24 protein-coding genes are annotated in these 22,870 nt (G+C 43.1%); 23 read left to right on the top strand and 1 reads right to left on the bottom strand.

From position 1 onward, the window contains the following. Positions 1-18 precede the first annotated feature (18 nt). The 16 genes from MHH68_RS07640 (at position 19) to spoVM (ending at position 14,826) form a co-directional block, all read left to right on the top strand. A complete protein-coding gene (locus MHH68_RS07640; protein WP_339165694.1) occupies positions 19-894 on the top strand; it encodes a YicC/YloC family endoribonuclease in 876 nt (291 codons plus the stop codon). 76 nt (positions 895-970) lie between these two features. Further along, positions 971-1,240, top strand: coding sequence for an extracellular matrix/biofilm regulator RemA (remA, locus tag MHH68_RS07645; protein ID WP_008344898.1), 270 nt, complete (start codon positions 971-973; stop codon positions 1,238-1,240). A 9-nt stretch (positions 1,241-1,249) separates the two neighbouring features. Next, positions 1,250-1,864 carry a guanylate kinase gene (gene gmk / locus MHH68_RS07650; protein ID WP_061407779.1) on the top strand — a complete coding sequence of 205 codons (615 nt, stop codon included), beginning with the start codon at positions 1,250-1,252 and terminating at the stop codon, positions 1,862-1,864. 3 nt (positions 1,865-1,867) lie between these two features. Further along, on the top strand, positions 1,868-2,071 hold the full coding sequence (gene rpoZ / locus MHH68_RS07655; protein WP_003211647.1) for a DNA-directed RNA polymerase subunit omega: 204 nt from the start codon (positions 1,868-1,870) through the stop codon (positions 2,069-2,071). Between the two features lie 116 nt (positions 2,072-2,187). Then, positions 2,188-3,405 carry a bifunctional phosphopantothenoylcysteine decarboxylase/phosphopantothenate--cysteine ligase CoaBC gene (coaBC, locus tag MHH68_RS07660; RefSeq protein WP_339165695.1) on the top strand — a complete coding sequence of 406 codons (1,218 nt, stop codon included), beginning with the start codon at positions 2,188-2,190 and terminating at the stop codon, positions 3,403-3,405. Next, positions 3,402-5,810, top strand: coding sequence for a primosomal protein N' (gene priA / locus MHH68_RS07665; RefSeq protein ID WP_339165696.1), 2,409 nt, complete (start codon positions 3,402-3,404; stop codon positions 5,808-5,810). The genes coaBC and priA overlap by 4 nt, the downstream gene beginning before the upstream one ends. A gap of 15 nt (positions 5,811-5,825) precedes the next feature. Then, the gene (gene def / locus MHH68_RS07670) at positions 5,826-6,308 is read left to right on the top strand and encodes a peptide deformylase (protein WP_339165697.1); all 483 of its coding nucleotides are present in this window, start codon (positions 5,826-5,828) and stop codon (positions 6,306-6,308) included. A gap of 5 nt (positions 6,309-6,313) precedes the next feature. Continuing rightward, complete coding sequence (gene fmt, locus MHH68_RS07675) at positions 6,314-7,267, top strand: methionyl-tRNA formyltransferase (protein ID WP_339165698.1); 954 nt, start codon at positions 6,314-6,316, stop codon at positions 7,265-7,267. Beyond that, the gene (rsmB, locus tag MHH68_RS07680) at positions 7,254-8,597 is read left to right on the top strand and encodes a 16S rRNA (cytosine(967)-C(5))-methyltransferase RsmB (protein ID WP_058014020.1); all 1,344 of its coding nucleotides are present in this window, start codon (positions 7,254-7,256) and stop codon (positions 8,595-8,597) included. The genes fmt and rsmB overlap by 14 nt, the downstream gene beginning before the upstream one ends. 3 nt (positions 8,598-8,600) lie before the next feature. Beyond that, positions 8,601-9,683 (top strand): 23S rRNA (adenine(2503)-C(2))-methyltransferase RlmN, encoded by a 1,083-nt coding sequence (gene rlmN / locus MHH68_RS07685; RefSeq protein WP_058014019.1) that lies wholly within the window; start codon positions 8,601-8,603, stop codon positions 9,681-9,683. A 3-nt stretch (positions 9,684-9,686) separates the two neighbouring features. Further along, entirely contained in the window at positions 9,687-10,457 is a 771-nt protein-coding gene (locus MHH68_RS07690) for a Stp1/IreP family PP2C-type Ser/Thr phosphatase (protein ID WP_058014018.1), read from the top strand. After that, positions 10,451-12,406 (top strand): Stk1 family PASTA domain-containing Ser/Thr kinase, encoded by a 1,956-nt coding sequence (pknB, locus tag MHH68_RS07695; RefSeq protein ID WP_339165699.1) that lies wholly within the window; start codon positions 10,451-10,453, stop codon positions 12,404-12,406. The genes MHH68_RS07690 and pknB overlap by 7 nt, the downstream gene beginning before the upstream one ends. Before the next feature lie 12 nt (positions 12,407-12,418). Next, positions 12,419-13,315: a ribosome small subunit-dependent GTPase A gene (rsgA, locus tag MHH68_RS07700; protein ID WP_339165700.1), complete on the top strand. Its 897-nt coding sequence runs from the start codon at positions 12,419-12,421 to the stop codon at positions 13,313-13,315. A 3-nt stretch (positions 13,316-13,318) separates the two neighbouring features. After that, positions 13,319-13,969: a ribulose-phosphate 3-epimerase gene (gene rpe / locus MHH68_RS07705; RefSeq protein ID WP_058014015.1), complete on the top strand. Its 651-nt coding sequence runs from the start codon at positions 13,319-13,321 to the stop codon at positions 13,967-13,969. A 60-nt stretch (positions 13,970-14,029) separates the two neighbouring features. After that, entirely contained in the window at positions 14,030-14,674 is a 645-nt protein-coding gene (locus tag MHH68_RS07710) for a thiamine diphosphokinase (protein WP_339165701.1), read from the top strand. Positions 14,675-14,745: 71 nt separating this feature from the next. Continuing rightward, a complete protein-coding gene (gene spoVM, locus MHH68_RS07715; RefSeq protein ID WP_008354550.1) occupies positions 14,746-14,826 on the top strand; it encodes a stage V sporulation protein SpoVM in 81 nt (26 codons plus the stop codon). 69 nt (positions 14,827-14,895) lie between these two features. Here the strand turns inward: spoVM and rpmB are convergent, their stop codons facing one another. Further along, a complete protein-coding gene (gene rpmB / locus MHH68_RS07720; RefSeq protein WP_003212514.1) occupies positions 14,896-15,084 on the bottom strand; it encodes a 50S ribosomal protein L28 in 189 nt (62 codons plus the stop codon). Between the two features lie 271 nt (positions 15,085-15,355). Between rpmB and MHH68_RS07725 the strand changes: the two genes are divergently transcribed. From MHH68_RS07725 to plsX, 7 genes are all read left to right on the top strand, one after another. Next, positions 15,356-15,718: an Asp23/Gls24 family envelope stress response protein gene (locus MHH68_RS07725; RefSeq protein ID WP_003211680.1), complete on the top strand. Its 363-nt coding sequence runs from the start codon at positions 15,356-15,358 to the stop codon at positions 15,716-15,718. 15 nt (positions 15,719-15,733) lie between these two features. Continuing rightward, positions 15,734-17,407, top strand: a complete 1,674-nt coding sequence (locus tag MHH68_RS07730) for a DAK2 domain-containing protein (protein WP_339165702.1) — start codon at positions 15,734-15,736, stop codon at positions 17,405-17,407. Between the two features lie 149 nt (positions 17,408-17,556). Next, positions 17,557-18,219 carry an L-serine ammonia-lyase, iron-sulfur-dependent subunit beta gene (sdaAB, locus tag MHH68_RS07735; protein WP_058014012.1) on the top strand — a complete coding sequence of 221 codons (663 nt, stop codon included), beginning with the start codon at positions 17,557-17,559 and terminating at the stop codon, positions 18,217-18,219. A 20-nt stretch (positions 18,220-18,239) separates the two neighbouring features. Next, positions 18,240-19,142 carry an L-serine ammonia-lyase, iron-sulfur-dependent, subunit alpha gene (sdaAA, locus tag MHH68_RS07740; RefSeq protein WP_012009925.1) on the top strand — a complete coding sequence of 301 codons (903 nt, stop codon included), beginning with the start codon at positions 18,240-18,242 and terminating at the stop codon, positions 19,140-19,142. After that, entirely contained in the window at positions 19,120-21,168 is a 2,049-nt protein-coding gene (gene recG / locus MHH68_RS07745; RefSeq protein ID WP_339165703.1) for an ATP-dependent DNA helicase RecG, read from the top strand. Before sdaAA ends, recG begins: the two co-directional genes overlap by 23 nt. A gap of 112 nt (positions 21,169-21,280) precedes the next feature. Further along, positions 21,281-21,847: a transcription factor FapR gene (fapR, locus tag MHH68_RS07750; RefSeq protein ID WP_003210820.1), complete on the top strand. Its 567-nt coding sequence runs from the start codon at positions 21,281-21,283 to the stop codon at positions 21,845-21,847. A gap of 15 nt (positions 21,848-21,862) precedes the next feature. Continuing rightward, positions 21,863-22,861 (top strand): phosphate acyltransferase PlsX, encoded by a 999-nt coding sequence (gene plsX / locus MHH68_RS07755; protein ID WP_339165704.1) that lies wholly within the window; start codon positions 21,863-21,865, stop codon positions 22,859-22,861. Positions 22,862-22,870: the final 9 nt, after the last annotated feature.

A 22,870-nucleotide genomic window follows, 5' to 3' on the forward strand; every position in this document is an offset into this window, starting at 1 on the left:
AGAATTGGGTGTTTTGACATGATACGCAGTATGACGGGATTCGGCCAAGCGAGTAAAACGGATGGAGAACTGACAGTGTCAGTTGAGCTAAAATCGGTCAATCACCGTTTTAAAGAGGTTCATGCCCGTTTGCCGAGGCCGCTTTTATATTTCGAAGACACATTGAAAAAAATCATTCTTCGTCACGTGCAGCGCGGTAGAATTGAGCTGTTTGTTACGATTGAAGGCGGTAAACTAGCAAGCCGGTCCTTGCAGATTGACTGGCCGCTGCTCGATGAATACATGAAAGCCGCAAAAGATCTCGAGAAACGCTATCACATTTCAGGCATTCAGCATGCACATGACTTACTGGGGCTGGAGCATGCCGTTCAAGTAGAAGAATCGTCCAGCCGAAATGAGCAATTAGAGCAATTGCTGATGGAAGCTTGTGAAACGGCTGTCAAAGAGCTTTGCTTCATGAGAGAGCAGGAGGGAACATCACTTCAAAAAGACTGTGAGCTGAGGCTTTCTGAATTAGAGGTTTACACAGAAGAAATCAAAGTCTTTGCACCAGAGGTTGTGAGTCAGTATAAAGACAGGCTCAATCAGCGATTGCAAGAATGGATCGGAGAGGCGCTTGACGAAAGCAGATTGACAACAGAGGCTGCGATCTTTGCTGACCGCTGTGACATTACAGAAGAGATTACAAGATTGAAAAGTCACTTTCAGCAATTCCAGCAAATCTTGATGCAAGGCGGTGCTGCTGGCAGAAAACTTGATTTTCTTGTACAGGAGCTCAACCGTGAAGTGAACACCATTGGCTCAAAAGCGAACCATCATCATTTAACTAAGCTGGTGGTTGAAATGAAAAGTGCTATTGAAAAAATAAAAGAACAAGTGCAAAATATAGAATAGTCATTGTGTATGCTGTTTACAGTACGTCTCTTTCGGCGAGACTAGAGACGTTTATAATACAGGGGGACGTTAGAAGATGACCATAAAGTTGATCAATATCGGATTTGGAAACATCATTTCAGCGAATCGGATGATTTCGATCGTCAGTCCGGAATCAGCACCGATTAAACGAATGATACAAGACGCAAGAGATCGAGGCATGCTCATAGATGCTACATACGGAAGAAGAACCCGTGCTGTTGTCATTATGGACAGTGACCATGTCATCTTATCTGCCGTTCAGCCTGAGACTGTCGCGCAAAGACTTTCTGTAAAAGAAGAAATCATAGATGAAGGGCAGGGGTAATACGCCATTATGAAAGAAAGAGGACTTTTAATCGTTCTCTCTGGACCTTCGGGAGTTGGAAAAGGAACGGTCAGACAAGCCATTTTCTCCCAGGAAGATACGAAATTTGAATACTCTATTTCTGTGACAACACGCAAACCGCGTGAAGGTGAAAAAAATGGTGTCGATTATTTCTTTAAATCCAGGGAAGAATTTGAACATATGATTGAAAATAAAAAGCTGTTAGAATGGGCAGAGTATGTCGGGAATTACTACGGCACGCCTGTTGACTATGTAGAACAGACATTAAGCGAAGGAAAAGATGTTTTCCTTGAAATCGAAGTGCAAGGTGCACTTCAAGTAAGAGAAGCATTCCCAGAAGGTCTTTTTATTTTCCTTGCACCGCCTAGTCTTTCAGAACTTCAGAACCGCATCATTACGCGTGGTACAGAGTCTGAGGAGCTTATTCGAAATCGAATGGCTGCTGCAAAAGAAGAGATTGAAATGATGGATGCTTACGACTATGTCGTGGAAAACGATGATGTCGAGCTTGCTTGTGAAAGAATCAAAGCGATCGTCCTTGCAGAACACCTGCGCAGAGACAGAGTCGCACCAAGATATAAAAAAATGCTGGGGGTAGAATAAATTATGTTAGATCCTTCAATTGACTCATTGATGAATAAACTTGATTCAAAATACACACTTGTGACAGTGTCTGCACGCCGTGCACGTGAAATGCAGATCCATCAAGATCAGCAAATCGAAAATACGAAGTCTTACAAATTTGTAGGCAAAGCACTTGAAGAAATTGATGCCGGTCTTTTGACATTTGAAAAAGAGGATCAAGAATAACACATCGCTTCTGCTATGCAGATACGATACGTTCAAAAAAGTCAAAACTATGATTGGTTTTGACTTTTTTGAATTGTAGACGAATTTGTGAAAAGGCCGTTAAGGGGGACAAACTAATGTTACAGTCAAAAAATATTTTGCTCGGCGTCAGCGGAGGAATCGCCGTATATAAAGCAGCTGCACTTACTAGTAAACTCGTACAGGCAGGCGCAAATGTAAGAGTCATTATGACGGAATCTGCTCGTGAGTTTGTGTCTCCGCTTACCTTCCAAGCTCTGTCTCGACATGAGGTGTATGTGGATACATTTAAAGAAAACAATCCAAAAGTCATAGCGCATATTGATGTAGCTGACTGGGCCGATCTCATTCTAGTTGCCCCTGCAACAGCACATACGATTGGTAAAATGGCCGCTGGGCTTGCAGATGATATGCTCACGACGACCTTACTTGCTTCAACGGCTCCTGTATGGATCGCACCAGCTATGAATGTGCATATGTATGATCACCCGGCTGTAAAGCGGAACATCCGCACATTATATGAGGACGGCTACCGGTTTATTGAGCCGAGTGAAGGTTATTTAGCCTGTGGCTACATTGGAAAAGGACGATTAGAGGAGCCTGAAAAAATTGTTGAGCACATCCGTGCATTTTTTGAAGAGCCAAAAAGCTTACCGCTTTCAGGCAAAAAAGTTGTGGTGACAGCAGGTCCTACACGAGAAGTCATCGATCCTGTGCGTTTCTTTACAAATCGATCGTCAGGAAAAATGGGCTATGCGATTGCAGAGGCTGCGCAGCAGATGGGGGCAGATGTCACGCTTATTTCAGGACCTGTTTCTTTAAATGCACCTGATCATGTACATGTGGTGCACGTTGAATCGGCAGAGGACATGTATCAAGCCGCATTAGCTGTGTACGAGGAAGCGGACCTTGTCATTAAATCAGCAGCAGTCGCCGACTATACCCCTGTGACCTCATATTCTCATAAAATGAAAAAACAGGACGGCGCCTTAGAGATTGAATTCACCCGGACAAAAGATATTTTAAAAGAGCTGGGGAAAAGAAAAGAGCATCAAGTCCTTGTCGGTTTTGCAGCTGAAACGCAGGATGTAGAATATTATGCGAAAAAGAAAATCGAATCCAAGCATTTAGATATGATTGTGGCAAACAATGTCACAAAAGAAGGTGCAGGCTTTGGCACAGACACAAATGTAGCAGCCATCATCAAAGCAGATGGTACAACAACAGAATTGCCGATGATGAGCAAAAAAGACCTCGCTTTTGAAATCTTAAAGGAGGCAAAACAGCTGTTGCCAAAAGAGTGTGATCGAGAATGATTGCTGAAGTCATCGTAGATGTCACAACGAAAGCCATTGACCGGCCATTCGATTACCGTGTACCAGATCGCTTCAAAGATCTCGTCAAAGCGGGAATGAGGGTGGTCGTTCCCTTTGGCCCGAGGAAGATTCAAGGGTTTGTGACAAAAGTCAAAGAAGAAACAGACGTAAAAACAGGAAGCATAAAGGACATTGTCGATTTATTTGACTTGTCACCTGTTCTGACAGATGAGCTATTGGAGCTTTCCCACTGGCTGACGGAAAAAACGTTGTCCTATCACATTACGGCACTTCAATCGATGCTCCCTGCAGCCATGAAGGCGAAATATGAAAAAGAAATTCAAGTGCTGTCAGATGAAGAACTTCCGCAGTCATTGAAAGAGCTTTTCGGTCAGCGAGATAGCATTCTTTATGCTGACATCCCAGCCGAACAACTAAAACAGATTCAAAAGCATGTCCAAAAAGGTTATTTAGAGGTAAGGTATCACGTCTCGCAAAAATCTGGAAAGAAAAAAGTGCGCACGCTCCAACTAGCTGTATCCAAAGATAAGCTTGAAGAAAAACAGCAGCAGCTGAAGAAAAATGCGGTGAAACAAAAGGCATTGCTCTCCTTTTTGCTTCAAGCGAGTGAGACAACCTTTTTAGCGAAAGACTTGCAGCAGCAAACAGGCGCGAGTTCTCAAACGCTTAAAACCTTTATTCAAGAAGGGCTGCTAACAGAAAGCTATGAAGAGGTCTACCGGGATCCTTATCGTGACCGGGCGTTTACACCTTCTGCTTCACTTGACCTCATGCCAGAACAAAGAGAAGCGGCAAAACATATTCATCAAGCAGTCAGTGATGACCGTCATGAAACTTTTCTGCTGCACGGGGTAACAGGAAGCGGTAAAACGGAAATATACTTGCAGACGATTGATCATGCCCTGCAAAAAGGAAAAGAAGCGATCGTCCTCGTTCCAGAAATCTCGTTAACCCCTCAAATGGTTCAGCGGTTTAAAGAACGGTTCGGTTCAAATGTGGCTGTACTTCACAGCGGCTTATCGACAGGGGAAAAATATGATGAATGGCGGAAAATTCACCGCAAGGAAGTCAAGCTTGTCGTGGGTGCGAGATCGGCTGTTTTCGCACCATTTGAAAATCTAGGCATGATTATCATAGATGAAGAGCATGAATCTTCTTATAAACAAGAGGAAATGCCTCGTTATCATGCCAAGGACGTCGCTATTGAACGAGCCAGAAGGCATCGATGCCCAGTCGTTTTAGGCAGTGCTACCCCTTCACTTGAAACCTACGCGCGTGCCAAAAAAGGCGTGTTTACATTGCTGACGCTCAAAAACCGAGTCAACCAGCAGCAGCTGCCGCACGTTTCGTTAATTGATATGAGAGAAGAATTGAGAAATGGCAACAGGTCCATGTTTTCAGAAGAATTAATGATCAGATTAAAGGAAGTGCTTGAAAGAAAAGAACAAGCCGTCTTATTTCTGAATAAAAGGGGCTATTCATCCTTTGTGATGTGCCGTGATTGCGGATATGTCGAGCAATGTCCTCATTGCGAAATTTCTCTCACCTATCACCGCTATCAAAAACGGCTGAAATGCCATTATTGCGGGCACGAGGCACCGGTGCCAGCTGAATGTCCAGAATGCCATAGTGAGCATATTCGCTATTTTGGTACGGGTACGCAGCGTGTAGAAGAAGAGCTGACTAAAGTACTGCCAGAGGCAAGAGTCATCCGAATGGATGTGGATACAACGTCTCGTAAAGGTGCTCACGAAAAGCTCCTCACATCTTTTGGCAATAAAGAAGCAGATATTTTGCTCGGGACGCAGATGATTGCAAAAGGGCTGGATTTCCCCGATGTCACACTTGTTGGTGTTCTAAGTGCCGATACGTCTCTTCATATCCCTGATTTCCGTTCAAGTGAAAAAACATTTCAGCTTCTCACGCAGGTCAGCGGCAGGGCAGGACGACATGAAAAAGCAGGCTCTGTGATCATTCAATCGTATACGCCTTCTCATTATAGTATTGAATTAACGAAGCAGCATGACTATGAAGCCTTTTATGAACAGGAGATGCTGCATCGCCGTCACCAGTCCTATCCGCCGTATTACTTTTTGGCGATGGTGACAGTATCACATGAGGAAGTGACGAAGGCAGCGCATGTTACGGATCAAATTGTTCAGTTCCTAAAAATGAACTGTGCACCGAATACAAGGATCCTTGGTCCGGCTGCATCACCAATCGCTAAGATCAAAGATAGATATCGATATCAATGCGTGATAAAATACAAAAGGGAAAATGAACTGGCAAGTTTACTACGGAAAATACAAGATCATTATCAAAAGGAAATGGAACAAAAACAATTGATGATTTCAATAGATATGAATCCATATATGATGATGTAAAACGGAGGGCTTTAAGTGGCAGTAAAACCAATAGTCATACATCCGGCAGACGTACTTGAACAAAAGGCAGAGCCTGTCGATACGTTCGATAAAAAGCTTAAAAAACTGCTTGATGATATGTATGATACAATGCTTGAGCTAGATGGAGTCGGACTAGCAGCACCACAAATTGGCATTTCTCAAAGAATTGCTGTTGTCGATATCGGAGTAGAACCTGGCAGAATTGATTTAGTGAATCCCGAGGTTCTTGAAGTAAAAGGAAGTCAAACTGATATTGAAGGCTGCCTGAGCTTTCCATCTTTATACGGCACAGTAGAAAGACCGAGCTATGTGAAGGTAAAAGCCTTTGATAAGAAAGGCAAACCATTTACAATAGAAGCAGAAGGATTTTTAGCAAGAGCCTTATTGCACGAAATTGATCATTTAGACGGCATATTATTTACGTCGAAAATCATTCAAACTTATACAGAAAAAGAACTTGCGGAAATGGAAGGGTGAAGAAAATGGCACGTATTGTATTTATGGGAACCCCTGATTTCTCAGTACCTGTGCTACAAACACTCATAACAGAAGGATACGAAGTTGTCGGGGTCGTCACGCAGCCAGATCGCCCGAAAGGCAGAAAACGAGTACTCACTCCGCCTCCTGTGAAAGTGGAAGCCTTAAAGCATGGCATTCCGGTCTTGCAGCCTGAAAAGGTACGCCTTGATGAAGAAATTGATAAAGTGCTTGCCTTAAAACCAGATTTAATTGTGACAGCGGCTTTTGGACAAATCCTCCCAAAACGACTACTGGATGAACCTCAGTTTGGCTGTATCAATGTGCATGCCTCGCTGCTGCCAGAACTAAGAGGGGGCGCGCCGATCCATTATGCGATCCTTCAAGGTAAAAAGAAAACAGGCGTTACGATCATGTACATGGTGGAACGACTTGATGCAGGAGACATGATCAGTAAAGTAGAAGTGGAAATCGACGAATTAGACAATGTCGGTACATTGCATGACAAATTAAGTGTAGCAGGCGCTGCACTATTGAAAGATACTGTGCCGAATGTTCTGAGTGGATCTATTTCACCAATTCCGCAAAATGAAGAAGCGGCAACGTATGCACCTAATATAAAGCGAGAGCAGGAAAGGTTAGACTGGACAAAGACCGGAGAAGAGCTTTACAACCAAGTTCGCGGCTTAAATCCGTGGCCAGTTGCCTATACTGAATGGAACGGGGCTCATCTAAAAGTATGGGAAGCGAAAAAAGTGCCACTCGAAGCGCAAGAAGAACCTGGGAAAGTGATTGAGCTTCAAAAAGAAGGTCCAGTCATTGGAACTGGGAATAACCAAGGCCTTTTATTAACAGGTGTACAGCCAGCTGGTAAGAAAAAGATGAGCGGCGAAGACTTCCTAAGAGGCGCAAATATCGAAATTGGACAGAAATTAGGGTTAATGAATGAAGAAAAGTAATGTGAGAGAAGTAGCGCTAGACGCTTTAATCAAACTCGAACAAAACCAAGCATACAGTAATTTGCTTTTGCAGTCAGTCATGAAAGACAAAGACTTGGCAGATCAGGACAAACCGCTCTTAACAGAGCTTGTGTACGGTACTCTGCAAAACAAGCTGGCATTAGATTATATGCTGGCACCGTTTGTGAAAAAACCGCAAAAGGTGGCTCCTTGGGTCATGCAGCTTTTGCGGATGTCTCTTTATCAAATGGTCTACCTTGAAAAAATTCCAGATCGTGCAGCCATCCATGAAGCAGTTGAGCTAACGAAAAAGAGAGGGCACAAGGGCATTTCTTCACTTGTGAACGGTGTTCTTCGTTCCGTGCAAAGAGAAGGCGTTCCGGCTTTTGATGCCATCGAAGATCCGGTCAAGCGGCTTTCGATTGAGACAAGCCACCCATTATGGCTCGTGCAGGAGTGGGTTCAGTCATACGGATTTGAAGCAGCAGAAAGCATGTGCCGTATTCATTTAGTACCGCCAAAGCAAACCCTTCGTGTCAATCGAATGAAAACGGACCGCGCTGCACTGCAGCAAGAGCTGCTGGAGGCCGGGATTGAAACGGAGCTTGGTGACTTATCTGAAGATGCACTTAAGCTGATGAAAGGGTCCATCGTTTCAACCTCTTCTTTCCAAGAAGGCTATGTGACCATTCAAGATGAAAGCTCAATGCTTGTCGCAAGAGCACTAGACCCTCAGCCGGGAGAAATTGTGCTTGACGCCTGTGCGGCTCCAGGCGGAAAATCAACACATATCGCAGAGCGTATGAACGACGAAGGACAAATTGTTTCACTTGATTTGCACGAACATAAAGTGAAACTCATCAAACAAGCAGCAAAACGTCTGAACCTTACTCAGATTGAAGCAAAAGCGCTTGATGCAAGGAAAGCAAAGGGTGATTACAGCGAAGCTTCATTTGACCGGATTCTGATTGATGCGCCGTGTTCTGGTTTTGGCGTCATTAGACGGAAACCAGATATGAAATATACAAAGTCTCCAGAAGACTCAGCAAGGCTTGCTGCAATTCAGCAGGCAATCTTAAAAGAAACAGCTCCGCTTTTAAAGCCTGGCGGAACCCTTGTATATAGTACATGTACAATGGACCCAACAGAAAATCAACAAGTGATTCATGCGTTTTTACAAGAACACCAAGACTTCGAACCCGATCTATCTCTTAATGAACGGCTGCCTGAGCAGGTTGCTCCGTTTGTTCAAAACGGAAGTGTGCAAATTCTTCCTCATTATTTCGGAACAGATGGTTTCTTTATTTGCAGCATGAGAAAGAAGGGATAAAAAATGACAGAACAAAAAGTAAGAAAAGAACTGAAAACAGATATGCCATCGATCTATTCATTTGAGCTTCACGAAATGAAAGAATGGTTAAAAGAACAAGACGAAAAACCTTTCCGCGCAGCTCAAATTTTTGAGTGGCTCTATGAGAAACGTGTGACATCATTTGATGAAATGTCTAACCTCTCCAAAGAATTAAGAGAAAAGTTAAAAGATCAATTTACAATCACAACTTTAAAAACTGTGATCAAACAAACGTCTCAGGACGGAACGATCAAGTTTTTATTTGAACTGCATGATGGTTATACAATTGAAACAGTGCTTATGCGTCACGAATATGGAAACTCTGTCTGTGTGACAACACAGGTTGGCTGTCGAATTGGCTGTACATTCTGTGCATCTACACTGGGTGGTTTAAAACGAAACCTTGAAGCCGGAGAAATCGTTGCACAAGTATTAAAAGTGCAGCAGGCACTTGACGAAACAGACGAGAGAGTCAGCTCTGTTGTCATCATGGGAATTGGCGAACCGTTTGATAACTTTGAAGAAATGCTTGCCTTCCTTAAAATCATCAACCATGATAATGGCTTAAATATTGGTGCACGCCATATTACGGTTTCGACAAGCGGAATCATTCCAAAGATCTATCAATTCGCTGATGAGCAAATGCAAATCAACTTTGCTGTGTCATTGCACGCACCGAACACAGAGATCAGAAGCCGCCTAATGCCGATCAATAAGGCATATAAGCTGCCAAAATTAATGGAAGCCATCGAATACTACATTCAAAAGACGGGTAGACGTGTCAGCTTTGAATACGGCCTGTTTGGCGGAGTAAATGATCAAGTTCACCATGCAGAAGAACTGGCAGACCTATTAAAAGGAATCAAGTGCCACGTGAACCTTATTCCGGTGAACTATGTACCAGAGAGAGATTATGTGAGAACACCTAGAGAACAAATCTTCCTATTTGAAAAAACGCTGAAAGAACGCGGCGTAAACGTAACGATTAGACGAGAGCAAGGCCATGACATTGATGCTGCTTGCGGTCAGCTAAGAGCGAAGGAGCGTCAGGAAGAGACGAGGTGACGAATGTTGATAAGGGCAGCCTTTCTTACCGATACAGGAAAAGTCCGTCAGCATAATGAAGATGATGCAGGTATTTTTGAAGCAAAAGAAGATTCACTTCTCGCTGTTGTAGCAGACGGCATGGGAGGTCATCTTGCTGGTGATGTCGCCAGCAAGATGGCAGTCTCTTCTTTAAAAGAATACTGGGAAGAAATATCTTCAATTCCAGAAAAGCCAGCCGATCAAGAAAGCTGGTTAATCTCAAAAATCAGTGACATTAATGACCAAGTTTATGAACATGCGCAAAACAATGAGGAGTGCCAAGGAATGGGGACGACCATTGTATGTGCGCTCGTTCATTTGCAAACGGTCACAATTGCGCATATTGGAGACAGCCGCTGCTACCTGCTAAGAGAAGGAGCGCTGACCCAATTAACAGATGATCATTCACTCGTGAATGAGCTTGTGAAAACAGGTGAAATTTCAAAAGCGGATGCAGAATATCATCCAAGAAAAAATGTGCTCACGAAAGCATTAGGAACAGATAAGCGTGTTCAGATTGATGCGCGCACCTTTGAAGTGGACCCAGGAGATCAAATTCTGCTTTGCTCAGATGGTCTATCGAATAAAATAGAAGAAGAGCATTTGATTCATATTTTAACGCAAACAACCGCACCAGAGGAAAAAGTAACAGAGTTAATACAAACAGCGAATGACAACGGCGGTGAAGATAACATTACAGCAGTACTGTTAGAAATCTCCTCCCAGCCAGAGGAGGGTGACAGCAAGTGTTGATCGGAAAAAGGATCAGCGGCCGTTATCAGATTCTTCGCGTCATAGGCGGAGGCGGAATGGCAAACGTCTATTTGGCGGAAGATATGATTTTAGATCGCGAAGTAGCGATTAAAATTTTGCGGTTTGACTTTGCGAGCGATGATGATTTTATTAGACGTTTCCGAAGGGAAGCGCAGTCAGCTGCAAGCTTAGATCATTCGAATATTGTCAGCATCTACGATGTCGGGGAAGAAGATGACATTTATTATATTGTCATGGAATATGTCGAGGGAATGACGCTGAAGGAATACATACACGCCAATGGTCCGCTTCATCCGAAAGAAGCCGTTCGCATCATGGAACAAGTCGTTGCGGCGATGGAAGAAGCCCATGCGAAACAGCTCGTCCACCGTGACATTAAGCCTCACAATATATTAATAGACAATATGGGGAACATCAAAGTCACGGATTTTGGGATTGCCATGGCACTCAGCTCAGCGACCATTACCCATACAAATTCTGTCCTAGGCTCCGTGCACTACTTGTCTCCAGAACAAGCACGCGGGGGTCTTGCAACGAAAAAGTCAGACATCTATTCGCTTGGGATTGTGCTCTATGAACTCATCTCAGGACGCATGCCATTTGAAGGGGAATCGGCTGTCAGTGTTGCACTGAAGCATTTGCAATCAGAGCCGCCATCTGTGAGAAGGTGGAATCCTTCTGTTCCACAAAGCGTGGAAAACATCATTTTAAAGGCGATGGCCAAAGATCCATTTTATCGATATGAAGATGCATCTGAAATGCAAAAAGACTTAAAAACCGCTTTCGATCCAGCCAGATTAAAAGAAAAACGCTTTGTCATTGAAGAAGACCATGAAGCAACGAAAGCGATCCCAATTATTCAAGATCATCAAATCGATCAAGACAATGAAAAAACAGCCGTCCATCCAGCTCAAAAACCGAAGAAAAAAGAGAAACAAAAGCCGAAAAGGAAACGGAAAAAATGGCCATGGATTGTGGCATCCACCTTATTTATATTGACTGCTGCGACAATTTTAGCCATCACTGTGTTTCCAGGGCTGCTTTTTCCAAAAGATGTGGAAGTCACAGATGTATCTGGCATGACAGTTGAAAAAGCAGAAGATACCTTAAAGAAAGCTGGGTTCACCGTCGCTTCGGAGTCAATAGAGATCGCTGATGAGAAAATTGAAAAAGGTCTCGTCGTCAAAACAGATCCGAAAATCGGCACAAAGGTCAAAGAAGGAACAGAGATTCAGCTTTACGAAAGTACTGGCAAGGAAAAGACCGAATTACCTGATGTGACAGGCGAAAAGGTCGATAAAGCAAAAGAAATCTTAGAGAAAAAAGGGTTTAAACAGGTCGTTGTGGAGGAAGTGAATGACAATGACACCGAATCTGGGATTGTCATGGAACAGAGTCCTTCCGCGAATACTGAACTTGTAGCAGCAGATGAAGAAGTCACCTTGACTGTCAGTATAGGTCCTGCCGATATTACATTACGTGATTTAACGACGTATAGTAAGCAAGCGGCATCGAATTATTTAGAGGATAACGGCTTAAAGCTTGATGAAAAAGAAGCGTATTCTGATGATGTGCCAAAAGGCGAGGTCATGAAGCAGGAACCAGGAGCAGGAACGGCTGTTAAACCAGGTGACACGGTCAAGATTACATTCTCTCTTGGACCGAAGGAAAAACCAGCCAAAACGGTGACCGAAAAGATTGCGATCCCTTATGAACCAGAAGCGGAAGGACAGGAGATGAATGTCCAAATTTCCATTGATGATGCGGAGCATAGCATCTCTGATTCATACGAAAGCTTTAAAATCACTGCGCCGACTGAAAGGACCATTAAATTTAAGATTGAACCAGGTCAAAAAGGATATTATCAAGTGACGGTTGATGATAAAGTCGTCAGCTCGAAAACGATCGAATACCCTGATGATGAATAAAGGAGGGACTTTATGCCTGAGGGCAAAATTATTAAAGCATTAAGCGGATTCTACTATGTACTGGATGAGTCACAAGAGAGTGGAAAAGTGGTTCAGTGCAGAGCGAGAGGCATTTTTCGAAAAAACAAAATTACACCTCTTGTTGGCGATTACGTCGTGTATCAAGCAGACAACGATAAAGAAGGCTACTTATTAGAAGTAAAAGAACGGACAAACGAACTTGTTCGTCCGCCTATCAGTAACGTTGATCAAGCGGTACTTGTTTTCTCAGCGGCAGAACCAGCCTTTAGCACCTCACTCTTAGACAGATTTTTAGTGCTTGTTGAAGCCAATCATATTGAGCCGATTATCTGTATCACTAAAATGGACTTATTGAAAACAGACGAAGAGCGTGAAACGATCATGGCATATGCAGACGACTATCAGCAAATTGGCTATGAGGTTCATTTAACCTCTACGATTGAAGGAGACGGCATTGAGAAGCTGACTCCGCACTTTCACCATAAAATCACGGTATTTGCCGGTCAGTCTGGTGTAGGCAAATCTTCACTTTTAAATGCGATGAGTCCTGAATTGGCGCTGAAAACAGATCATATCTCATCCCATCTCGGACGAGGAAAGCATACGACAAGACATGTCGAACTCATTCGAACAGCAGACGGGCTCATTGCAGATACTCCGGGCTTTAGCTCGCTCGAATTTACTGGCATTGAAGCAGAAGATCTTGGTCTATACTTTTTAGACATTAGAGACCGAAGTGCAGATTGTAAATTTCGAGGCTGCCTGCACGTGAAAGAGCCTGGGTGTGCAATAAAAGATGCGGTCGAGCATGATCAAATCAAAGAGTATCGCTATCAGCATTATTTAGAGTTTTTAACAGAAATCAAAGATAGAAAGCCGAGGTACTAAATCATGGTTTATATTGCACCTTCCATTTTATCAGCAGATTTTGCCAATTTGGAGAAAGATATCCGTGATGTGGAACAAGGCGGTGCAGATTACATTCATATTGATGTCATGGATGGTCATTTTGTTCCGAATATGACATTTGGGCCAAATGTCGTCGAAGCGATCAGACCGCATACGCGTCTTCCGCTTGATGTTCACCTAATGATTGAGCAGCCAGATCGGTATATTCCTGCATTCGCAAAAGCTGGCGCTGATATTATTTCTGTACATGTGGAAGCTTGTCCGCACTTACATCGAACAATACAACATATGAAAGAACAAGGTGTAAAAGCAGGGGTCGTCTTGAATCCGCACACACCCGTTTCTCACATTGAGCATGTATTAGAAGATGTGGACCTTGTGTTATTCATGACAGTGAACCCTGGTTTCGGGGGACAGGCATTTATTCCATCTGTCCTCACGAAAGTAAAAGAAGTAAAAGCACTGAGTGAACAAAAGGGCTTAACCGATTTACTGATAGAAATAGACGGCGGTGTCAATGTAGAGACTGCAAAAAGCTGCAAAGAGGCAGGCGCTAATTTACTTGTAGCGGGCTCTGCGGTATACGGTAAAGACAACCGCGCAGCAGCGATCCAGGCAATTCGAGAAGCGTAAAGGAAGGAACCAAAGTCATTGTGATCTTTGGTTCTTTTTACATGGAGAGGAGCGTATATCATGCACATACATATCGTAGCCGGCGGTCCTTTTGAATACATCCCGCCACTTGAACGTGAAGCATCACAAGAGGATGTTCTCTGGATTGGCGTAGACCGTGGAACCCTCTTCTTACTAGAGCACGGCATTACCCCTGCCAAAGCCTTTGGTGATTTTGACAGTGTGACAGAAGAAGAGCTTCGGGAGCTGAAAGAAAAATTGCCTGCCCTGAATGTCTTTCAAGCTGAAAAGGATGAAACTGATTTAGAGCTTGCACTGAACTGGGCACTCAGTCAGCACCCAGCACATATTTACATCTACGGTATTACAGGAGGAAGGGCGGATCATTTTCTAGGAAATATCCATCTTCTTTACAAAGGGATTGAGCACAAGCAGAATATCACCCTTGTAGACAAACAAAATATCATTCAAATGTTTGAACCTGGTACATACGAAATAAAAGAAGATCATGATAAACAATATGTGTCGTTTCTGCCCTTTGGAATACCGGTTGAAAAGCTGACATTAAAAGGTTTCAAATATCCTCTGAAAAATTGTCATATTGAGCCTGGTTCCACACTATGTATTAGTAACGAACTCATCCACTCAAATGGTACTTTTTCTTTTCATGAAGGCATATTAATAATGGTAAGAAGCAAAGATTGACCAACCTATCAATGTGGATGGCTGATTAAGCTCAATTGTGCTGCAAGCGGTACTTTTAGGAGGGGGACAAAATGAAATTTTATACAATCAAACTGCCTAGATTTCTTGGCGGCATTGTCCGTGCGATGCTTGGTTCATTTAAGAAAGATTAATGAGTAATCTCCTTTATTTCCACATAAAAACGCCTGCTACAATTTATTGTAGCAGGCGTTTACTCTTGCTTATACACGCTCAACTTTACCAGATTTCAAAGCTCGAGCTGATACATATACTCTTTTAGGCTTACCGTCCACTAGAATACGAACTTTTTGAAGGTTCGCGCCCCATGTACGTTTTGTAGAGTTCATTGCGTGAGAACGATTGTTCCCAGCTTTTGTTTTTCTGCCTGTGATAACGCATTTACGTGCCATTTGTTTCCCTCCTAACTGCGAAAACATCATCATATTCTTCATATACGTACTTAGAGATGCCTCAAGATACTTTAATAATTTACCACAGCTTCAAGGGGTTTGCAAGGATTGTTTACTCCTCTTTCAAGAAAAATACCTTGACATCTTGATAAAAAATCAAGGCTATAGTATAAGTAGGATTGGGTCGGATTGAAGGATTTCTTTTAAAAAGAAGGGTCTTATAGTAAAATAGTGATAACTCAGGGCAATTTCTCAAAAAGGGGGAACCAATATGTCCATTGAACTTAGAACAAAATACGGACAAATTGATATATCAAATGAAGTCATTGCAATGGTGGCAGGAGGCGCTGCGATCGATTGCTATGGTATTGTTGGGATGGCGTCCAAAAATCAAATCAAGGACGGCTTGACGGATATTCTCCGCAAAGAGAACTTCAGCCGGGGTGTTCTTGTGCGTCAAAAAGAAGACCGCATTCATATTGATATGTACATCATCGTCAGCTACGGTACAAAAATATCAGAAGTCGCACATAATGTTCAAACGAAAGTCAAATATACGATTTCTCACACAGTTGGACTTTCTGTTGATTCGGTCAACATTTATGTACAAGGAGTAAGAGTTACGAACCCGTAGTAAGGAGGAAATATATTGTCTATTAGAATTCTTGATGGCCGCTCATTTGCAAAAATGATTCTTGCAGGTGCTCACCATCTTTCTCAAAACGCACAAATTGTGGATGCGTTAAATGTTTTTCCAGTGCCAGACGGAGACACGGGGACAAATATGAATTTGTCAATGACTTCAGGGGCAAAAGCAGTTGAAGAAACAAATACCGATCATATTGGGAAGGTCGGCGTGGCATTGTCAAAAGGGCTATTGATGGGCGCAAGAGGGAACTCAGGCGTCATTCTATCACAGCTATTTAGAGGTTTCAGTAAACAGATCGAACAAAAAGAAACGATTGATGCAAAAGAATTTGCTCTTGCCTTACAGGCAGGTGTCGATACAGCATATAAAGCCGTGATGAAGCCGATTGAAGGGACCATCTTAACGGTTGCAAAGGATGCAGCAAAGAAAGCGGTTGCTGTTTCAGCAACCGAAAATAACATTGACCGCGTTCTTGAGTTAACGATTGAGGAAGCGAGAGCATCACTTGAGCGAACGCCAGATCTACTTCCTGTTTTAAAAGAAGTAGGCGTTGTCGATAGTGGAGGTAAAGGACTTCTCTGCGTATATGAAGGTTTCCTTGCTTCATTAAGAGGAGAGGAGCTTCCTTCGAAAGCGGCCTCTTTGCCAACGTTAAAAGAGCTTGTCAGTGCAGAGCATCATAAAAGTGCACAAAGCCATATGAACACTGAAGATATCGAATTTGGTTATTGTACTGAATTTATGGTGAAATTTGAAGAAGACAAACAGTCCTTTGATGAGAATGCTTTCAGAGAAGACTTAAGCGAATTCGGAGATTCACTACTTGTGGTATCTGATGAAACGCTGGCGAAAGTTCATATACATGCAGAGCAGCCTGGAGATGTCTTATCCTATGCACAGCGCTACGGCAGCCTGATCAACATGAAAATTGAAAACATGAGAGAGCAGCATAGCTCGATTGTGAACGAAGAAAAAGAACATGCGACCGCTGCACCAAAGGCACCTGCTGCTGAAAAACAGCGCTTTGGAGTCGTCAGTGTCGCAATGGGAGAAGGAATTGCTGACTTGTTTAAAAGTATCGGAGCTTCCGTCGTCATTGAAGGCGGACAGACGATGAACCCGAGCACAGAAGACATTGTCACAGCAATTGAAAGCGTACATGCCGAAACCGTCTTTATCTTACCTAATAATTCTAATATTGTCATGGCAGCGAAACAGGCGGCAACTGTCTCAAGTCGTGAGGTTGTTGTTATTCCGACGAAAACCGTTCCACAAGGAATGTCGGCACTTCTTTCTCTCAATGAAGCAGCTTCAAACGAAGATAACGAAGAGGCGATGCTAGAAGCGATTGACCACGTAAAAAGCGGTCAAATTACTTTTGCGGTGAGAGATACCCAAATCGATGGAATCGACATTGCCAAAGGAGATTACATGGGTCTCTTTAACGGAAAAATCACCTTAACTGCGAAAAATCAATTAGATGCAGCCAAAGAACTTTTAACCAAAATGGTGACAGAAGATGATGAGATTGTTACGATCATTAAAGGGGAAGATGCATCATCTGAAGAGATGGACGACTTAGAAGCCTTTATTGAAGAAACATTTGAAGATATAGAAGTTGAAGTCCACGATGGAAAACAGCCGCTTTATTCATATATTTTGGCTGTGGAATAACGAAAGAAGGGCAAATCAAGCCCTTCTTCTTCTTTTGCAATTTTTTACTAACCATTCAACGGTGAAATGAGTTGCGGGAAATGATTGAATCCATTAGTCTAAAGAAAGAACCAAACCAATATGTGAGTGGTTATGAGAGGGGAAGACCTATGAAATTTAGAAGTGTGTTTGATATTATTGGACCCGTCATGATTGGTCCATCAAGTTCGCACACAGCGGGTGCGGCTCGAATAGGAAGAGTGGCTCGCAGCTTATTTGGAAGAGAACCGAAACGAATTGTCGTTTCATTTTATGGCTCTTTTAAAGATACGTATAAAGGACATGGTACAGATGTCGCCATTATCGGCGGCGTTCTTGATTTTGATACATTTGATGAACGCATCAAAACAGCGATCGATATTGCAAAAAGCAAAGGGATCGACATTGAATTTAAAGAAGAAGATGCGGTACCAGCGCATCCGAATACAGCAAAAGTAGAGATATCAGATGCGAACGGAAGCCTTGAATTAATCGGGATTTCCATCGGCGGTGGTAAAATTGAAATCACTGAACTGAATGGCTTTGAGCTCAGACTTTCAGGAAATCATCCTGCCATTCTTGTGGTTCATAACGATCGCTACGGTACGATTGCGGCAGTCGCCAACGTGTTAGCGAAATTTGCCATCAACATCGGTCATATGGAAGTGGCGCGTAAAGATGTTGGGCAAGAGGCTCTGATGACCATCGAAGTGGATCAAAATATTGACCCAGCTGTCCTAACAGAGCTTGAAACGCTGCCAAACATTATTCAAGTCACACAAATTGCAGAGTAACAACAAGGAGGTTATGGATGATGTTTAAAAACGTCAAAGAACTCGTGCAGCTAACAGAAGAACGGAATACCTCCATTTCAGAAATCATGATTACGCAAGAAATGGAAGTGACAGGGAAGTCACGTGAAGATATTTTCTCCCAAATGTACCGCAACCTAGAAGTGATGGAGCAGGCCGTAGAAAACGGACTGAAAGGTGTGAAATCATTATCCGGTTTAACAGGCGGAGATGCGGTCAAACTTCAAGCGTATATCGCATCAGGCAAAACATTGTCTGGTCATACGATATTAGATGCTGTCAGTAAGGCAGTGGCAACAAATGAAGTCAATGCCGCAATGGGGACGATCTGTGCAACGCCTACAGCAGGCTCAGCAGGTGTTGTGCCAGGTACGTTATTTGCAGTAAAACAAACATTAAAGCCAACAAAGGAACAAATGGTCAGATTCCTATTCACTTCTGGCGCATTTGGTTTTGTTGTGGCCAATAATGCGAGCATCTCTGGTGCAGCAGGCGGCTGTCAGGCTGAGGTAGGTTCAGCCTCAGGGATGGCGGCAGCAGCCATTGTCGAAATGGCAGGCGGTACCCCTCAGCAATCTGCTGAAGCAATGGCGATTACACTGAAAAATATGCTTGGACTTGTTTGTGACCCAGTAGCTGGACTTGTCGAGGTACCGTGCGTAAAACGAAACGCCATGGGTGCATCAAATGCGATGATCGCAGCAGATATGGCACTTGCTGGTATCACAAGCCGTATTCCATGTGATGAAGTCATTGATGCGATGTATAAAATTGGTCAAACCATGCCAACGGCACTTCGCGAAACAGCACAAGGCGGACTTGCTGCAACACCGACAGCAAGAGAGCTTGAAAAGAAGATTTTCGGAGGTGTGACCTCATCTCGTGATACAGAAACTGCAAGATAACGTCTCAGTCCTCAAGGGGATTGGAGAAGAAACTGAAAAAACACTCAATGAACTTGGAATCCACACAGTAGCCGATTTACTTGGCTACTTTCCTTATCGATATGATGACTATGAGCTTCGTAATTTAGAAGAAGTAAAGCATGACGAACGTGTCACAGTTGAAGGAAAAGTGCACAGTGAGCCCGTCCTCACCTATTATGGAAAAAAACGAAGCAGGCTGACATTCAGGCTGCTTGTCGGGCGTTTTCTCATCACAGCCATTTGCTTCAATCGCCCTTATTTAAAACGAAGCCTTGTGTTAGGTGATACGGTATCCGTCACTGGCAAATGGGATAAAAACCGTCAATCCATCATGGTGCAGGAATTTAAAAAAGGGACGCACGAGCAAGATGGCAGTATAGAGCCTGTTTATTCAGTAAAAGAAAATGTAACCGTGAAGATGATGAGGCGTTTTGTCAAACAAGCCTTGTCACTTTATGTAGATAAAGCTGAAGATCCACTGCCAAAGCAGCTTGTCTCTACCTATAAACTTATGTCCTATCAGGAAGCATTAAAAACCATTCACCTGCCAGAAACAAGAGAATCACTCAAGCAAGCAAGACGACGCTTTGTGTACGAAGAATTTCTTATTTTCCAGCTAAAGATGCAGGCCATTAGAAAGAAAGAACGAGAAAAAACATCGGGCATCCAGCATCTGTTTTCCAAAGAGGCTGTTTTTGAGTTTGTTCACAGCCTGCCATTTCCGCTGACAAAGGCACAATCAAGAGTGCTTGATGAAATTATGTCTGATATGGCTTCCCCGTACCGGATGAACCGTCTGCTTCAAGGGGATGTAGGTTCAGGGAAAACTGCTGTTGCAGCTATTGCACTATATGCCGCTCATTTATCCGGCTATCAAGGTGCATTAATGGTCCCAACAGAGATTTTGGCAGAGCAGCATGCAGATTCCCTTTATCAGCTGTTTGAAAAATGGGGACTAAATATCGCCCTACTAACAAGCTCTGTAAAAGGAAAGCGTCGCAGAGAATTGCTGGAACGTCTAAAAGAGGGCGAGATCGATATATTAGTTGGAACGCATGCACTCATCCAAGACGAAGTCGAATTTCAGCAGCTCGGTCTTGTGATTACAGATGAGCAGCACCGGTTTGGCGTAGAACAACGGAAAAAATTAAGAAGTAAAGGGCAGGACCCAGATGTCTTGTTCATGACTGCCACACCTATTCCGCGTACACTTGCGATCACTGTTTTTGGAGAAATGGACGTTTCCGTCATTGATGAATTACCTGCTGGCAGGAAACAGATCGAAACGTATTGGGTCAAGCATGACATGCTTGAGAGAATTCTTGCATTTGTGGATAAAGAGCTGAAAAAAGGAAGACAGGCATATATTATTTGTCCACTTATAGAAGAATCAGACAAGCTGGATGTGCAAAATGCGATTGATGTCCATAGCATGCTGACAGAGGCATACCGCGGTAAGTGGGCGATCGGCTTAATGCACGGGAAACTGGCGAGTGATGAAAAAGATCAAGTGATGAGAGACTTTACAGCAAATGAAGTACAAATTCTCGTTTCAACCACAGTCGTTGAAGTTGGCGTCAACGTGCCGAATGCGACCATCATGGTCATTTACGATGCAGACCGCTTCGGACTGTCTCAGCTTCATCAGCTCAGAGGGCGGGTTGGACGCGGAGAGCATCAATCATTTTGTATTTTAATGGCGGATCCAAAATCAGAAACCGGGAAAGAGCGAATGAGGATTATGTCCGAAACAACCGACGGCTTTGAGCTGTCTGAAAAGGACTTAGAGCTAAGAGGGCCTGGCGATTTCTTCGGTAAAAAACAAAGCGGAATGCCTGAATTTAAAGTAGCAGATATGGTTCATGACTACAGAGCACTGGAAACAGCTAGAAAAGATGCGGCAGAACTTGTGCAATCAGATGCATTTTGGACAGATCCTGAATACAAAGAGCTTCGGCAAACACTTGTAGATAGCGGGGTGCTGGGCGGAGATAAATTAAGCTGATCAAGCGCTGGAGGAATTTTCTTGTCTTTTTGAAACAAGGATTGATTTATCATCTATGAGATTATATACTACTATTAGTACCTAGTCATAAATGTACGGATGGTGTCTGCATATGAAACTAAATAAAAAAGAACGTCAAAAGCTTCTCCAGCAAACGATCAGCTCGACTCCGTTCATTACTGATGAAGAATTGGCAAGTAAATTCGGTGTAAGTATTCAAACGGTTCGTCTTGATCGTTTGGAACTGTCGATTCCTGAATTACGCGAAAGAATTAAGCATGTGGCCGAAAAGACATTAGAGGATGAAGTGAAGTCCCTTCCGCTGGATGAAGTAATAGGAGAAATGATTGATGTAGAGCTTGATGATCAAGCCATTTCCATTTTAGAAGTGAGAAAAGAGCATGTATTCAGCCGAAACCAAATTGCCAGGGGACATCATCTCTTCGCCCAGGCAAATTCGCTTGCAGTGGCAGTCATTGACGATGAACTGGCTTTAACAGCAAAGGCGAATATTAAATTTACAAGGCAGGTTAAACAAGGCGAACGAGTTGTCTCAAAAGCCAAAGTAGCTTCGCATGATAAAGAAAAAGGCAGAACTGTAGTTGAAGTAAACAGCTATGTTGGTGAGGAAGTTGTCTTCTCAGGTGACTTCGTCATGTATCGCTCAAAACAAAAGTAAAAGGTGGCACGTAATATGAGAATTGCAGTCGATGCAATGGGGGGAGACCATGCCCCTAAAGCCATAATTGACGGTGTGCAAAAAAGCTTAACGGCATTTTCAGATATCGAGATTACACTTGTCGGCGATGAAAATAAAATCAAACCATACATAACAAATAACGAGCGCATCACGATTTTAGATGCAAAAGAAGTCATTGAACCGACAGATGAACCAGTGCGTGCAGTCAGACGTAAAAAGGATTCATCTATGGTGAAAATGGCGCAAGAAGTATCCGAAGGACGAGCAGATGCTTGTATTTCAGCAGGAAACACTGGCGCACTCATGACAGCGGGACTGTTTATCGTAGGAAGAATTGATGGCATCGATAGACCGGCACTTGCGCCAACACTGCCAACACTTGATGGCAGCGGTTTTTTATTACTAGATGTCGGCGCAAACGTTGATGCCAAACCAGAACACCTTGTGCAATATGCGATGATGGGTTCAATCTACGCAGAGCGTGTTTTTCCAAAGAGCAATCCCCGTGTAGGATTGTTAAATGTAGGTACAGAAGATAAAAAAGGCAACGATCTCACGAAAAAAACTTTTGAATTATTAAAAGCATCAGACTTGAATTTCGTAGGAAATGTGGAGTCTCGTGATTTATTAGAAGGTGTAGCTGATGTCGTTGTCACAGATGGCTTCACAGGAAATATCGCTCTCAAAACGATTGAAGGCACAGCTCTTTCTGTATTTAAAATGCTGAAAGAAACCTTAACATCCAGCTTCACAGCAAAATTAGCGGCTGGCATGATGAAGCCGAAATTGATGCAGATGAAGTCTAAAATGGATTACTCCGAATATGGCGGTGCCGCTTTATTTGGTTTAAAGGCACCTGTCATTAAAGCGCACGGTTCCTCTGATGAAAACGCCATTTTTCATGCCATTCGTCAGGCACGTGATATCGTAGAAAAAGACGTTTCAGCCATCATTCATCAAGAAGTCAAAAAAGAAACCACGAACGAGTCTTAATGGAGGTAA

This window comes from Bacillus sp. FSL K6-2841 (assembly GCF_037976435.1).
Taxonomy (GTDB): domain Bacteria; phylum Bacillota; class Bacilli; order Bacillales; family Bacillaceae; genus Bacillus; species Bacillus pumilus.